General features: G+C 57.7%; 14 protein-coding genes and 1 pseudogene. 12 read left to right on the forward strand and 3 right to left on the reverse strand.

The window, feature by feature from the left end; genetic code table 11:
• The first annotated feature begins 123 nt into the window (after window positions 1–123).
• From ubiE to MUN86_RS09965, 3 genes and pseudogenes are all read left to right on the forward strand, one after another.
• Window positions 124–851: pseudogene (ubiE, locus tag MUN86_RS09955) on the forward strand (bifunctional demethylmenaquinone methyltransferase/2-methoxy-6-polyprenyl-1,4-benzoquinol methylase UbiE).
• A gap of 101 nt (window positions 852–952) precedes the next feature.
• A complete protein-coding gene (gene porT / locus MUN86_RS09960) occupies window positions 953–1,615 on the forward strand; it encodes a type IX secretion/gliding motility protein PorT/SprT (protein ID WP_245125696.1) in 663 nt (220 codons plus the stop codon).
• A 106-nt stretch (window positions 1,616–1,721) separates the two neighbouring features.
• On the forward strand, window positions 1,722–2,468 hold the full coding sequence (locus MUN86_RS09965; RefSeq protein ID WP_245124811.1) for an SDR family NAD(P)-dependent oxidoreductase: 747 nt from the start codon (window positions 1,722–1,724) through the stop codon (window positions 2,466–2,468).
• 93 nt (window positions 2,469–2,561) lie between these two features.
• On the opposite strand, the gene MUN86_RS09970 is transcribed toward MUN86_RS09965, so the two are convergent.
• Together MUN86_RS09970 and cdd are read right to left on the reverse strand one after the other, a co-directional pair.
• A complete protein-coding gene (locus tag MUN86_RS09970; RefSeq protein WP_245124813.1) occupies window positions 2,562–3,239 on the reverse strand; it encodes an alpha/beta hydrolase in 678 nt (225 codons plus the stop codon).
• A 125-nt stretch (window positions 3,240–3,364) separates the two neighbouring features.
• Window positions 3,365–3,868 carry a cytidine deaminase gene (cdd, locus tag MUN86_RS09975; RefSeq protein ID WP_245124815.1) on the reverse strand — a complete coding sequence of 168 codons (504 nt, stop codon included), beginning with the start codon at window positions 3,866–3,868 and terminating at the stop codon, window positions 3,365–3,367.
• Between the two features lie 386 nt (window positions 3,869–4,254).
• Here cdd and MUN86_RS09980 point away from each other — a divergent pair, with 386 nt between their 5' ends.
• The 4 genes from MUN86_RS09980 to MUN86_RS09995 all read left to right on the forward strand — a co-directional run bounded on the left by MUN86_RS09980 (window position 4,255) and on the right by MUN86_RS09995 (window position 7,313).
• Window positions 4,255–5,613 (forward strand): saccharopine dehydrogenase C-terminal domain-containing protein, encoded by a 1,359-nt coding sequence (locus tag MUN86_RS09980; protein ID WP_245124816.1) that lies wholly within the window; start codon window positions 4,255–4,257, stop codon window positions 5,611–5,613.
• A gap of 128 nt (window positions 5,614–5,741) precedes the next feature.
• On the forward strand, window positions 5,742–6,341 hold the full coding sequence (locus MUN86_RS09985) for a hypothetical protein (RefSeq protein ID WP_245124819.1): 600 nt from the start codon (window positions 5,742–5,744) through the stop codon (window positions 6,339–6,341).
• Between the two features lie 32 nt (window positions 6,342–6,373).
• A complete protein-coding gene (locus tag MUN86_RS09990; protein WP_245124822.1) occupies window positions 6,374–6,619 on the forward strand; it encodes a hypothetical protein in 246 nt (81 codons plus the stop codon).
• Window positions 6,612–7,313: an ATP-binding cassette domain-containing protein gene (locus MUN86_RS09995; RefSeq protein ID WP_245124825.1), complete on the forward strand. Its 702-nt coding sequence runs from the start codon at window positions 6,612–6,614 to the stop codon at window positions 7,311–7,313. Before MUN86_RS09990 ends, MUN86_RS09995 begins: the two co-directional genes overlap by 8 nt.
• A gap of 187 nt (window positions 7,314–7,500) precedes the next feature.
• Here the strand turns inward: MUN86_RS09995 and MUN86_RS10000 are convergent, their stop codons facing one another.
• Complete coding sequence (locus MUN86_RS10000) at window positions 7,501–8,145, reverse strand: tRNA1(Val) (adenine(37)-N6)-methyltransferase (protein WP_280640625.1); 645 nt, start codon at window positions 8,143–8,145, stop codon at window positions 7,501–7,503.
• A gap of 323 nt (window positions 8,146–8,468) precedes the next feature.
• Between MUN86_RS10000 and MUN86_RS10005 the strand changes: the two genes are divergently transcribed.
• The 5 genes from MUN86_RS10005 (at window position 8,469) to MUN86_RS10025 (ending at window position 13,790) form a co-directional block, all read left to right on the forward strand.
• Complete coding sequence (locus MUN86_RS10005) at window positions 8,469–9,323, forward strand: hypothetical protein (protein WP_245124827.1); 855 nt, start codon at window positions 8,469–8,471, stop codon at window positions 9,321–9,323.
• Between the two features lie 126 nt (window positions 9,324–9,449).
• Complete coding sequence (locus MUN86_RS10010) at window positions 9,450–9,869, forward strand: hypothetical protein (RefSeq protein WP_245124829.1); 420 nt, start codon at window positions 9,450–9,452, stop codon at window positions 9,867–9,869.
• Window positions 9,866–10,384 carry a hypothetical protein gene (locus tag MUN86_RS10015; RefSeq protein ID WP_245124831.1) on the forward strand — a complete coding sequence of 173 codons (519 nt, stop codon included), beginning with the start codon at window positions 9,866–9,868 and terminating at the stop codon, window positions 10,382–10,384. The genes MUN86_RS10010 and MUN86_RS10015 overlap by 4 nt, the downstream gene beginning before the upstream one ends.
• Before the next feature lie 3 nt (window positions 10,385–10,387).
• Window positions 10,388–11,737: a hypothetical protein gene (locus MUN86_RS10020; RefSeq protein ID WP_245124834.1), complete on the forward strand. Its 1,350-nt coding sequence runs from the start codon at window positions 10,388–10,390 to the stop codon at window positions 11,735–11,737.
• Entirely contained in the window at window positions 11,724–13,790 is a 2,067-nt protein-coding gene (locus MUN86_RS10025) for a hypothetical protein (RefSeq protein ID WP_245124838.1), read from the forward strand. Before MUN86_RS10020 ends, MUN86_RS10025 begins: the two co-directional genes overlap by 14 nt.
• Window positions 13,791–13,840 lie beyond the last annotated feature (50 nt).

Genomic DNA, 13,840 nt, shown 5'->3' on the forward strand with positions numbered 1-13,840 from the left:
CGAGTAGATCATATTTAGCGGGCCGGGCTCTATGCCCGGCCCGCTTTTTTTCAACATAATGACTTGTCAGACGTTATGTTTGGGCAATTTTGCCCCTGAATCCTCGTTGTTCGCTCCAGACCCATGGCCGTAGTACCCTACAAAGACGACACCGCTGGCAAGAAGTCCCAAGTGGCCCACATGTTTAATAGCATTGCGGGCAAATACGACTTCCTTAACCACTTCTTAAGCGTTGGCACCGACATCTACTGGCGGCGTAAAGCGGTGAGCGAACTTAAAACCCTGCGGCCCGCTCGCATCCTTGATATTGCCACGGGCACGGCTGACTTCGCCATCGAAACCCTGCGTGCAGCCTCGGATGATGCGCATGTGACGGGCGTCGATATTTCGGAAGGAATGTTGGCTGTTGGTCGGCGCAAGCTGCAGGAAAAGGGCCTGACGAATCGGATTCAGTTGGAGCAAGGTGATTCCGAGAATCTACCGTACCCCGACAATCATTTTGATGCCGTTACGGCCTCGTTTGGGGTGCGCAACTTCGAGAACCTGACCAAAGGCCTAACGGAAATGCGGCGGGTTCTGCGACCAGGGGGAAGCTGGTGATTTTAGAGTTTTCTAAACCAACGGCGTTTCCACTCAAGCAAGCATATAATTTCTACTTTCAGCGGGTACTCCCCGTCTTTGGAAAGATGATTTCCAAGGATAACTCCGCATATACCTACCTGCCCGAATCGGTGCAGGCCTTTCCGGATGGCCCCGATTTTTTGGCTATCCTCCGGGAAGTCGGCTTCAATACTCCCGCATGGCAACCTCTCACGTTCGGCATCAGCTCTATCTACACCGCTCACAAGTAGGCCGTTTCGCACTACTGCTTTTTTTAGCTCTGGCTACTTCTCTTGGGGCAAAGGCGCAACGCAAAAGTAAAACGGGCTCCAGCCGCACTAAAAGCGGACGGGTGAAATCCATTACCGTAAACAACCTGCCTGGCTACGACGACAAATGGTTTCACCCTGGTTTCTACATTGCGCCGCACTTTTCGCGGTTCAAGGTCGAGCAGTCGCAGGCCTACATCCAGAATCTGAACACCAGCCGGGGCGTTTCGGTGAATGCGCTCAACGGTCCAGGCTTTTCGGTCGGCTTCGTAGGTGATGCTCGGTTGGGTGACTACTTCAATCTGCGGTTTGCGCCAGGAGTCAGCTTTATCACGCGTCAGTTGGAGTTCAAGTCTGCGGGCTACGCTCCCAACACAGGCGACCCTGAAGAACTAGTGACCCAAGAAATTGCGTCTACGCAGGCCGATTTTCCGCTGTTAGTGAAGTTTCACTCGGAGCGGCGGCGCAACACCCGCGTGTACGTGGTAGGCGGAATTAAGCCAAGCGTAAACGTGGGCAACCGCCGCAAGGACCCCGACCGAAACAACATCAGCGCCGACAATACTGATGTAGCCATTGAGTATGGTGTAGGACTGGACTTGTTCTACCCGTTCTTCAAGTTCGCACCGGAACTGCGTTTTTCGCATGGTCTCAAAAACATGTATTTGCCTGAAAACAACATTTACAGCAACAGCTTGCAAAGACTACGCAGCAACACCGTAACGCTGTATCTGACATTCGAGTAAAGGGGAATAATTGAATGGCTGGCTAGGTAACTGTTGAATGATTTTGTGTCAGTTCAACGGTTAGCTAGCCAGCCATTTAGTAATCAGATAATCAACAAGAGCAATCATGCAAACTGCATTTATTACGGGTGCGTCATCGGGAATAGGCCGAGCTACGGCGGTGGCGTTGAGCAAGGCTGGCTTTCAACTAGTGGTGACGGGAAGACGACGGGAGCGACTAGAAGAACTTGCCCAAGAACTGGCGCCCGTACCGGTACACATTCTCACGTTTGATGTGCGCGACAAAGCTGCGGTAGAAGCTGCGGTGGCAGGTCTGCCAGCTGAATTTGCTGAGGTTGATGTGCTCGTCAACAATGCCGGTAACGCGCACGGATTGGCTCCTATCCAAGACGGTGACCCCACGGATTGGGACGCCATGCTCGATGGAAACGTGAAGGGGCTGCTCTATGTGAGCCGGGCTTTGTTACCTACCATGACGCGCCGCAAAAAGGGCCATATCATTAACATTGGCTCTATTGCCGGGCACGAAACGTACGCGAATGGCAATGTATACTGCGCCTCCAAAGCGGCCGTAGCAGCCCTTTCGAAGGGTATGCGCCTAGACTTGTTGCCCCATCACATCCGAGTAGCCGAAGTGAACCCCGGCGCTGTGGAAACCGAGTTTTCGCAGGTGCGCTTCAAAGGTGATACTGACCGAGCGGCCGGCGTATATAAGGGGTTCGAGCCCTTACGCGCCGAGGACATTGCCGACATCATTCAGTTCATGGTGACTCGTCCAGCCCACGTTAATATTGCGGAAGTATTGATTTTGCCTGCTGCCCAAGCCGCCGCTACCGTGATCCGCAAAGACTAAACGGATAATTAAGTTTACACAAAAAAAGCCCTGCTCAACAGGGCTTTTTTTGTGATTGTCAACACTGTAAGTATAGTGGTAGATAAGAGAGCTTCAGCTAGTACCAGCTTGCGCATGCAGTCTCTGAAGCACGTTGGCGTCTAGTGTGTGCTTGCCCGCAAAGCGTACGACCTCTGGCTCGACTCCTAAACCCCGCAGAAACTCGCGCTGCTGTTCGAGGTCAGCGGATTTAATAAACTCGTCATCATCGCCGCAAACGAGGGTGACGGGTAGGTTGCGCATTAGCTGCGTGGCAACCGTGAAATCCATGTCGGGTGGGAAGGCCCCCGCCCACAGAACCAGCCGAGCCGGTCGGAAACGGGCGCGAGCCAACCAGCGGCTTACGGTTGCCGCCCCTTGCGAGAAGCCGAGCACCGTAACGCGCACTTCCGGCAGTACGTGAGCCAAAATCGTACTGGCTAACTGGTTGAGGTAGCCAACATAATCTTCGATTTCAAAAAGCCGGTCTTCACGCGTCATCCAGGTAGCGCCAATGCGTCCCCGACCATTGCTAGGACCTTGCAAGTAAAAGCGCGACAAGCCTTCGGGGGCCACCACTACCAGGGTAGGGTCGGCGGTGGAAATAGCTGCAAAGTGCCGAATGAAATACGCAGCTAACTGCCCGTAGCCATGACACACAAACCACACCTGCCGGGTATCAGCCGACAACTCGCCTAATTGGAAGTAGCGTGCCGTACGAGTAACAGGCAGGTGATGCTCCTGAGCGGACATGTGCAAGTAGCTGAAAGAGTAAGCTTTCCGAATAGCAGTGTTAGCGAAGAAGCCAACACAACTCATAACCAGGTACGTGGGCGCACCTGTTTGGTCACCGGAACTAGTAGTTACTACCTCTTTCGCTACACTTCGGGCACTCGTTGCTTAGGTAAGTCGTCGGCGGTAAAGCCAAACGGAAGTAAGTCGCTGAGGCGGCGGAAGCGGTAGATGCTGCCGTCGCGGCCTGGCAGCAGCAGGGGTATGGGCTGCTGCTGGCGGTGTTCGTACTCAGCCATTACTTGGCGGCAGGCACCACAGCTAGTCACAGCTACAAAATCGCCGGAGGCGGGGCGGGCAGCTACGGCCATGCCCACAATGCGGCGCTCGGGTTGGGTGGCTGCTAAGCCGAACAGGGCAGTGCGCTCAGCACAAAGGCCGGATGGGAAGGCAGCGTTTTCCTGGTTGGTGCCGCGAAAGATAGTGCCATCGTCGAGCAGTAGTGCGGTGCCCACGTGAAAGTGGGAGTAGGGAGCATAGGCGTGGTCGGTGGCGGCGCGTGCAGCTTGCCAGGTGGCAGCTTCAGCAGGGGTAAGGTCAGCTTCAGTAAGAACCTCGACGTCGATAGTGAGGCGGAGCGGTTGGGCCATTGCGTAGGCGGAAAATAAGACAGGTTCCGGTACGGTGGCCGGCCCCGATTGGGTAAGGGGCGGTCAATGTACTACAATTATCGAATAGTGCACATAAGGCAGCAGGTGGCATACAGTACCGGATTCCTACTATTTCATGGGAAATGACGGGGAATTTGCTTCACGACAGGCAGGGCTTGTATAACGTAGAGCCTTTACACGTAGAAGCCTCTCCAACTTGCGTATGGTGCCTGCGTGTTGCAATGCAGTATACTGTGGCATTGATAGAGGAAGTTTCGTTAGAATTGGCTTCTCATGCAGAGTCTAATGCGCCCGAGCTTCTTTTCTGCCGCTATAGCCTGGTCGCAATAGGTTCGCTGTTTCTTGTTCCTTGCTAATGTATTTTCATGACTCGTCTTCTCCTGCTAGGAGCCGGCCGTTCGGCTACCTCACTTATTCAGTATCTGTTGCGCCACGCAACCACAGAAAACTGGTTTCTCACCGTCGCCGACGTCAACCCGGCGCACTTAGTGCCCGTGCTGGCGGCGCATACTGAACATGCCCACGCAGTGTCGTTTGACATACAAAACAGCGTGCACCTCGAGGAATTGGTAGCACAGGCAGATGTTGTGGTTTCTATGCTACCAGCGCAGTTTCATGCCCCCGTGGCGCGGGTCTGCGTGCAACACCGGCGGCACTTGGTTACGGCTAGCTACGTGAGCCCGGAAATAAAGGCACTGGAGGAAGAGGCGCAGGCGGCGGGTGTTACTGTCCTGATGGAATGTGGCCTAGACCCCGGCTTGGACCATATGTCGGCTATGACCGTAATTGAGCGAATACGGTCGCAGGGCGGCCATATCACGTCGTTTCACTCGTATTGCGGCGGGTTGCTGGCTCCCGATTCGGAGGGCGACAATCCGTGGAAGTACAAGTTCACTTGGAACCCCCGCAATGTGGTGATGGCGGGCCAGGGAACAGCCAAATACCTTGAAAACGGGCATTCACGCTTTATTCCGTACCAACGCCTGTTCGCACATCCTACTCCCGTAGAAGTGCCAGGGTATGGCACTTTCGAGGGCTACGCTAACCGAGATTCACTGAGTTATCGGGCGCCTTACGGTTTGCAAGACATACCCACTATTCTAAGAGGCACCCTGCGCCGCTCTGGCTACTGCGCCGCTTGGGATGCCTTGGTGCGCCTCGGGCTAACCGACGACTCGGGAAGCTTGGGCAATCCGTCCGACATGACGTGGCGCGAGCTGATAGAGGCGTATCTGCCGGTTGCCCTGCCCCGGGCTACCACCGAAACCGAGCTAGCTATGCGGTTTGCCGACTACCTTGGTTTGCACTTCACTGGCCCCGAGATGCAGCGGCTCCAATGGTTGGGCCTGTTCTCGGACCAAGCTGTGAACCACGCCGATGCTACCCCAGCTCAGTTGCTGGAGCGCCTTCTAACCAAGAAGTGGCAGCTTGCGCCTAATGACCACGACATGATTGTGATGCAGCACCTGTTCAATTACGAGCTAGGTGGCAAGCGGCACCACCTTACGGCCTCTTTAGTTGTGCTCGGCGACGATGCTACGCACACGGCCATGGCCAAAACCGTCGGGCTGCCCGTGGGTATGGCCGTCCGCCGCCTTGTGCGAGGTGAGATAACCCAGCGCGGGGTCATCATTCCCACCCATGCGAGCCTGTACGAGCCCATCCTGACCGAATTAGCCACCGATTATGATATTCGTTTCGTGGAGGAAGAAGCGGCTTTGTAGCGGCACGTAGTTTACTGCAAGTATTCCTCACACAAAAAGGAAATTGGTTAGAGCGGCGTTCCAGGTATGAAAGCGTATTTGCGGCTGCGTTGGCGGGTGATGAGTCGGCAGGTAGCTGAGCTTGGCTGGTGGCGGATTTTGCTGCTAGGTTCTCTGCTGCTCGTTGCGGTTGGCAGGGGCTAGTACTTCTTTCCAGTACCCAAACGGCGCAGTGGGTGGTGCCGCCGCTGGTGCTGTTCCTGCTAGGCAGCCAGCACCGCCGCCGTACTGACCTCGACTTTTTGCACCTGACCGCGCCTCGTTTTCGGCCGTGGGTAGCCACCGAATACGCACTATGGGGCTTGCCCGCGGCGCTGGTGTTGGTTGGTTTTGGACGAGTGGGCGCGGGGTTGTTGACAGTAACTTTAGCTCCGCTGGCAGCCTGGCTGTCGGCGGCGCGTGCCCGCACAACCCAGCACCAGAAGCGCAGTGCATTTCGCAGTGAGGCGTTTGAGTGGGTAAGTGGTTTCCGGCAAGCTGGCACCTGGCTGGGGTGGCTGGCGCTGGTAGCAGCTGCCGGTTGGTGGCGGCAATACGGGCTGGCTCCCGCTTTAACGCTGGGGGTTTGGGTGCTGTACATTTCCTCGTTTTATGCCACCCCGAGCCGTGGACCATGTTGTTGCCTGCGCTGCGCCAGCCGGGGGCGTGGCTGCGGCGTCGCGTCGCGTTGGGGCTGCTGTATTATGTAGCAACTGCCGCGCCATTTGCTTTACTAATGGGGATGAGCCGAGCCGGTTGGGCCGGAGCCGGAGCACTGCTGATTTGGGGCGCAGCGGTGCTGGCGATGATGGTGCTGGCCCGGTACGCTTTTTACCCGCACGCCCTGCTGGTGCGCCTCACCCAGGGGGCAGTACTAGTGACTTGCCTGCTATTCGGCCATCCCATTTATCCGGCGCTGCTACTGGTAGCGTTTTTCGGGCTGGTCTGGAAAAGCCGGCAGCAACTCTCCACCTTTCGCCATGATTGAGATACGCCAGCTACATAAACGGTTCGGAAAGCACGAGGTGCTGCGCGACGTCAGCCTGAACTTGCTGCCAGGCACGCTGCACGGACTAGTAGGAGCAAACGGGGCTGGCAAAACTACCTTGCTCCACTGTCTCTACGGCCTGCACGCCGACTACCAGGGCACCGTGCGGGAAATTACAGGTTTGCCTGTTCGGCCTAACACGGGTCTGTTGCCCTACGAGCCTTATTTCTACCCGCGTCTCACGGGCCGCGAGTACCTGGAGTTTACCCTGCAAGCCCGCGGCCGCTCGGTGGTAGATTTCGAGCCGTGGAACCAACTGTTGGAATTACCCCTCGACCAGTACGCCGAAGAGTATTCAGCGGGCATGAAGAAAAAGCTGGCCTTGCTGGCGCTGTTGGTGCAGCCGTTCCGCTACCTGATACTCGACGAACCATTCAATGGCCTCGACTTGAACACCAACCTGCTGCTGATGGAAATCCTGCGCCGGTTGCGGCAGCAGGGTACCGGCATTCTGCTTACCTCGCACCTGCTTGGCTCGCTCACCGAACTCTGCGACGAACTCACTGTGCTGGCCGACAACACCGTGCGCCGTCGCTACACTGCCGCTGAGTTCGGCCAGGTACAGCACGATTTGCTCGATGGATTCTACCAGGAGAAGCTAGCCCAGGTGCGGCAACTGCTGCCGGATAAATAAAGCACAGCTGTTTTCAGCTTGACACGCACAGGCTGTAGGATTTAGTGCGAAGCGTACACCTTGCGCATCCGCAACCGTCCGGTATTGGCTGCCGCAACCCTATTCGTGCTATTCTTTCACAAAGCCAAGTAAAACGGCCCAAGCAACTCTTTGAATGCTGCGGAATATTCTTCGCCTTCCGTCACCACTAGTTCTTGCTGCAACACAGGCCGGGCTTGCGTGCCGAAGGTGGTGATGTGGCGGAGCGGTTTGCTGCCCGCCCGATGTTGAAGCACAAGGCGAGAAAGGGGAAACAAAGCCGCCCGCGAGGCTTCCAGCTCGAAATGCTGCATTTCGGGGGAGGGAGCAGCACCGTGAGTCGTCCTTCGGGTGCCAAGAAATGCATGGCGAAGTGGGCTAGTTCTGCAAAGGTCAGGGTATCGGGGGCGGTATGGCGGGCGGTGGCGCGGCGGGCGTCGGGTGGGCGTAGGGAATGCCGGAAGAAGGGCGGATTGCAGAGGATATGGTCGAAGGGGGAGGGCATTGTGGCAGCAAACTCGGCCAGGGCCTGCGCGTGCAGCGTGAGTTGATGAGCCCAGGGGCTTTCGGTGAAGTTGGTTTGTGCTTGAGTGGCGGCAGCTTCATCTAGTTCTACAGCTTCAATTTGGGCAATAGGATTGCGTTGCGCGGCCATCAGCGCCAATAGGCCGGTGCCAGTACCAATATCCAAAATGCGGCGGGCCCCCGCTACATCGGCAACTGCACCGAGTACGCACGCATCCGTACTGACTTTCATGGCGCAGTGTGCCTGCTCTATTCGGAATTGCTTGAACTGAAAATAGGTGTTAGCCACGCGGCAGCAAAGAAAGGATAGAAACTCAAAGGTCTTGCTTTCAAAGTAAAGCCGACTAGCAGCTTGCTTGGAGAAGAGTTTCCGGGGTTGCACGTCCTTAATTCTATACTAGCAAGAGCTTGGCCATCAAGCGGAAACCACCTGTGCGACCTGAAGCCTACCGAGCGAAATAGTTTTCGCCGGATGTTGGGGAAAAGCAAGCCTAGCGAAACGGGTTTCGGAAGTACCTGCCTCTATTGGCTGGAAATGGCCTTTGGCACGCTGGCACTGGGTTTGAAAAAAGGAGAGAAGCACTTCTTTTTCAACTTAACCAGCTGTCTGTCATGCACAACATCGATAGAACCTTACAGGAAATGGAATCTGGCCCGCTGGCCGCCGAGTACGAGGATGAGTACGAGTACGGTTCCCAGGGCGAGTACAACCAAGAGCAAGAATTCAACGGTGAATTCGAGCAGGAGTACAGCAACGAGTACGAAGCCAGCCAGCAAGAAAACCAAGAGCTGGAATTGGCTTACCAGCTGCTCGAAGTAAGCAACGAGCAGGAACTAAACATGTTCTTGGGCGACCTGATGAGCAAGGCGGCGGGTGCCGTTAAAAGCGCCGCTTCGAGTTTTGTGGCTTCGCCGGTAGGACAGTCGGTGGGGCAGTATCTGGTGAACGTGGGTCAAAACACACTGCCTCAGTTGGGGGCACAATATGGCGGCCAGGCGGGGGGCGCACTCGGTAGCCGGGCAGGCACCGCGCTGGGCGGCAGGCTAGGCCCGTTGGGTGCTCGTGCGGGTGGCTGGGTTGGCAATCAGGTCGGTAAAGCCGCGGGTAGTGCGGTAGGCGGCTGGGCGGGCACCAAGGCTGGCAATTTCCTCGCCAGCAATGCCAAACGAGTTTTTAACCTAGAGTTCGAAGGGCTCAACTTGGAAAGCCAAGAACTGGAAATATCTCGCGCCTATGTGCGCTTCGCTTCCGATGTAGCTCGCCGCGCCGCGCGCCTAGCCCGTCAGAACCCGCGGCTCACACCGTCGCAGCTGGGGCAACGGGTGCTGGGCGTATCGGTGCCGCAACTCGCGCCGGGACTTCTCCAGGGCATTAAGGCAGAGAATGGGAGTGCCAACGGAACTGCGCAGCCGACGCGTGGCACCTGGGTGCGCCGTGGCCGGACCATTATCATTCTCAATGCCTGAGCGGGGCCAAGTTGTAGCTGCTACCACGAGCGTGGCTGGCAGTAGAGGCGAAGGTCTCACTCCTGATTCCATCCTGAAAAATTATTCACACAGTTCAATAACACCTCACTTCTTACCCTTTTCGTCATGTACCAGAACGAATTTGCACACGAGTTCGAGCAAGCCCTTGGCCATGAGCAAGAATACGGCAGCTCGCAAGAAACTTTCGAGTTCAACCCCGAATACCTGGGCGAGCTGAACGGCGAATCCTACGAAATGAACGGGGAGTCGTATGAGATGAACGGCGAGGCCTACGAGCTGAACGGTGAGCTCAATGAAACCCAGGAAATGGAGATGGCCCACGAACTGCTCGAAGTTACCAACGAGCAAGAACTGAACATGTTCCTAGGCAAGCTTGTCAGAAGTGCTGGCCGCGCCGTGCGCAGCTTTGCCAACTCCTCGATTGGCAAGGGCATTGGTAGCGCCCTGAAGTCGGTGGCCAAAACGGCGCTGCCACTGGCGGGCAAAGCGCTCGGCTCGTTTGTGGGCGGCCCCATCGGGGTATGATTGGGGGCAAGCTCGGTTCGGCGGCCAGCAACTTGTTTGAGTTGGAGTTGGAAGGGTTGAGTCCCGAAGACCAGGAGTTTGAAACCGCCCGCGCCTTTGTGCGCTTTGCCAACTCGGCGGCCCGTCGGGGAGCAAGCATCCAGCGCCAGCGCCCCGGCATACAGCCTCGCGTTGCCGTGCGCACCGCTCTTGGCCAAGCCGCTCGGCAGCACGCCCCCGGCTTGTTGCGCACCCCAGGGAGCGCGCAGACCCGCGACGCGCGAGGCCGGTTTTCGCGGGGTCAGGCACCAAGCAGACGCCCTGGCGGTCCTCGCCGTGGTGCGCGTATCCCGTACGGTGGGCCAGGCATTGGGCCTAACTTCAGCAGCTACAACTTTGGCGGGAGCAATCTAAGCCAGGGCGACTATGACGCTAGTGACGGCGCCGATTATGGCGCCGACGAGGGGCAAGGCGCGCAGCGCCCTACGCAGGGCACGTGGCAGCGTCAGGGCCGCACGCTGATTATTCAGCTCTAACCCATGCGCCGCGCCGCCGATACCCAGTATTTGGCCAACGAGGCGCTCGGCTTGTTCAGTCGCCTGCAAACGGTGCGCTCGTTTGCGCTCGGCATGCCCATGGTGCTGGCCGCATCCGTGTCGGCGCCAGCGCAGGCCGCTATCAATGCCCACTTGGCCCGCGTGGCTTTCGACCTGCGCCGCCGCCTACGCGACTTTGTGCGCTGGGTACGAAGTCCCGAAAGCCAAGCCCTCAGCACCGAGCAAGCGCAAGCTCGCTTTGTGCTCCTGAAATTGCGCTTCAACAACCTGCTCGACCAAGTTGATATTTTCGCGGATGTGTTCAGCCAGCGCGGCGAGCATGGAACGGGCGTGTTCATGGCGGGCCTCGATGCCTTAGCTGAAGACGCGCTGAACTTGCCCGGCAATTATTACGACCCGCCGCCCCTCATCTGTTTTGTGGAGCGGGGCCACGGGGCGGCTATCCGCCGGGCGCGCACGCGCCTGCCGGGCGGCGACGACAACCCAGTCGGCGTGATTCAGATTCCGCGGGAGCGGATGGTGGGTAGCGGCATTGCGTCTTCCCTTATTCATGAGGTAGGGCACCAGGGCTCCGAGCTACTCGGCCTTACCAAGAGCATTCGGGAGGAAATAGATGCCCTAGTGGCACGGGGCTGCCCTCGGCAGGTAGGCTGGCAATTGCTTAGCCGCTGGCTCAACGAGATTCTGTCGGATTTCTGGGCCTTGGGGCACTTAGGTATCTCGGCTACGTATGGGCTGATGAGCGTGGTCAGTTTGCCGAGCTACTTCGTGTTCCGCATCGGTACCGACGGGCCACACCCGTTCCCCTGGATTCGAGTGCAAATCAGCCTGGCTTTGGGCGCTGCCTTGTTCCCGCACCCGCAGTGGGCGGCGCTAGCCGGGCAGTGGCAGGCGCTGTATCCCACCAAAGGGCTGGCGGCCGACAAGCAGCAGCTACTTAAGCTGCTACTCGGGTTGCTGCCCGAATTTGCCAAGCTGGTCTGCAACCACCGCTCCCCAACCCTAAAAGAGCGGCGCCTAGCCGACTTGTTTCCCATAGCGGAGCGGCAGCCGGCGCAATTGCAGGCCCTCTATCGGCAGTGGCAGGCCAACCCCCAATTGCGCGAGCAGACAACTCCTTCCCTGGCATTCGCCGTGGTGGGTCAAGCCAAAGCCGACGGCCAACTCACGGCTCCGGAAGAATACGCGGTGCTTACCGCCTTGCTCACCCGCTGGGCGCTCAACCGAGTTCGGAGCTATGGGCTGCCAGCGGCGGCGCTAGCCCGGCCGCTGCTCTCCGCCAACGGCACTTCTTTCAAACCTTTAACCCTCTCTACTCATGAACCTCAATAATATTTTGCAACGCGAACTGAGTGTTGACAGCACGCAGGTTTCGTTGGGCGACGATTCGACTCTAACCCTGGAGCTAAGCGTGGAAGGCACCGATAAGCCGTTGGAAGGCTGGTTGAAAGACTTCAGTGCCATCATGCTCGAGTTCGATACCTTGTCATCGAGCAGTGGGAATGCCCTGTTTGAATGGCAATACAGCGTAGAAAATGGTCGCTTAAAGCCCAAAAAAGGCACTCTTCTCGAAGAGGCCATCTTTAGCGACATCAGTTATCCAACGAATGACACGCTCTTAACCGATCGACAAAGTATTGCCCTGACTTGGGATATAACTGGCTGGGACTTGATTGGTACCTACACGGTGCGCGGCTATTTCACTAGGGAGTTGCGGGATAGGCAACCCCATGAGGCGGGCCCTGCCAACGCCGCACCGGTCGTTCAAGAGCTGGATTTCGGGCCGGTGAAGGTGCGGGTAGTCGACGAAGCCAGCATTCGTCCGACCAAGGTAACCATGCAGGAAGCCCGCCGCGAAGAAAGCCCCGACCAGGCCTTGTGGGTACTGATCCGCAACCGGACCGTGAACTTCACGCGCTACCGCTCCTTCATTGATAAGGTGATGTGCTCGCAGGACCAGGATATGCGGGACGTTCGGCTGAATGCCCGGGCGCAGTACCTGCCGTTTTCGCGGGTGGCGTCGTATAGCTTGCTCAAGTATGCCACCGAGGCTTTTTTGATGCAGGAAACCGGTTTGGCCATCGACCGCAACACCTTCGAGCAGGACCCTGCCAACACGACCGGCAACCTCAACAAGAACCGACCGAAGACGCTGCCGGGCCGTCGGGGTTCCGACGCCGGCCGCCTGGCGGGTGCCCGCGTCGATATTAGCACGCTGCGCAACGACTACCTCGACCAACTCGGCAACGACGATGGCAACGCGCAAGTGCTGCCCTACTTCAAGCTGATTCGTGAAAAGCTGTCGGAAGTGCCGCTGAAAACAGACAGTGAGCTCAACGGAACTGCTTGCTACGGTATTCTGAAATCGAGGCTACAGGCGCCGCCGCTGATCGAGCTGATATGGTCGTACTGGCACGAGGAAGGCGGCTTGGTGCAAACGATGAACGCCATCAGCCTGCGTTTCCAGAACGTACGCCGTAGTGGCCCCGGCCCCGATCCACTCGCTAACCTCAATCTGGACCCGTTGCGGCCGCTGAGTAATTTAATCTGGGGCTTCATTGAAGACGAGCGTTTTCGGCAGACCATTAATCGGCGCAACCAAGAGTACAAGTACGAGTATGGCTACTCCCTGAAAGGCCGCGCCGTGCAAAATGTTGAGGCGGCCGAACACCGCTCCAACTTTCAGCGCTGTTTTCACAGCTTGCTGCGAACCGCAATGGAGTTCTACCAGCAAGCCAACTTCACCACAGTTATTCCCGATGGGTTCCCCATCCTCAACCACCTGCGGGAGGTGCACCTGACACTGGCCGAAGGCGCCCACAACCAGTACGGTGACCTGCCGTGGGCAGCTCGGGCCGAAATGCTGGCCCAGCAGTGGCTGCTGGCTCGCCCCGAAATGCGCGAATTTATGGGTGGCCGTATCATGGTGCCTTACGCCGAGCCGTGGATGGACCGCGTCGACAACATGAAGCTGCTACAGGGCTGGAACTCGACCAACATCACGCACTTCCGCGACTTGGGCGTATTTGGGGAGCAACTGCTGCTGAGCATCCGCTACGGATCTTGGAACGACCCCAACATCGGGGCTGTCAATGCGGCCAACTGGGCGCACTACTGGCGCGAGGAAATCCAGCGCTATATCCATGCCTACCAGGCCGTGACTGGGGTGGATATTGCCTCCGATATTGTGGATGCCCGCGTGATGATGCCTTCCAACGAGGATCGGTATCTACAGCCTTCCGACCTGATTGACCGGCAGGTGGCTTTGCAGCAGCGGCAAACCCGCCGGCCTGCGCAATTGGCCGGGGGCGCTTTGGCCAACGGCATAGGCAATGCAATGCCCGTAGCCGTGCCCCTGCCGCGCCGGAGCAACAACTCGGAATAAGGCGGATCAGAACGTTCCGGTCCGGCAGCGTCCTGCGCTGTCGGGCCGAT

The sequence above is a fragment of the Hymenobacter volaticus genome, from assembly GCF_022921055.1.
Lineage (GTDB): Bacteria > Bacteroidota > Bacteroidia > Cytophagales > Hymenobacteraceae > Hymenobacter > Hymenobacter volaticus.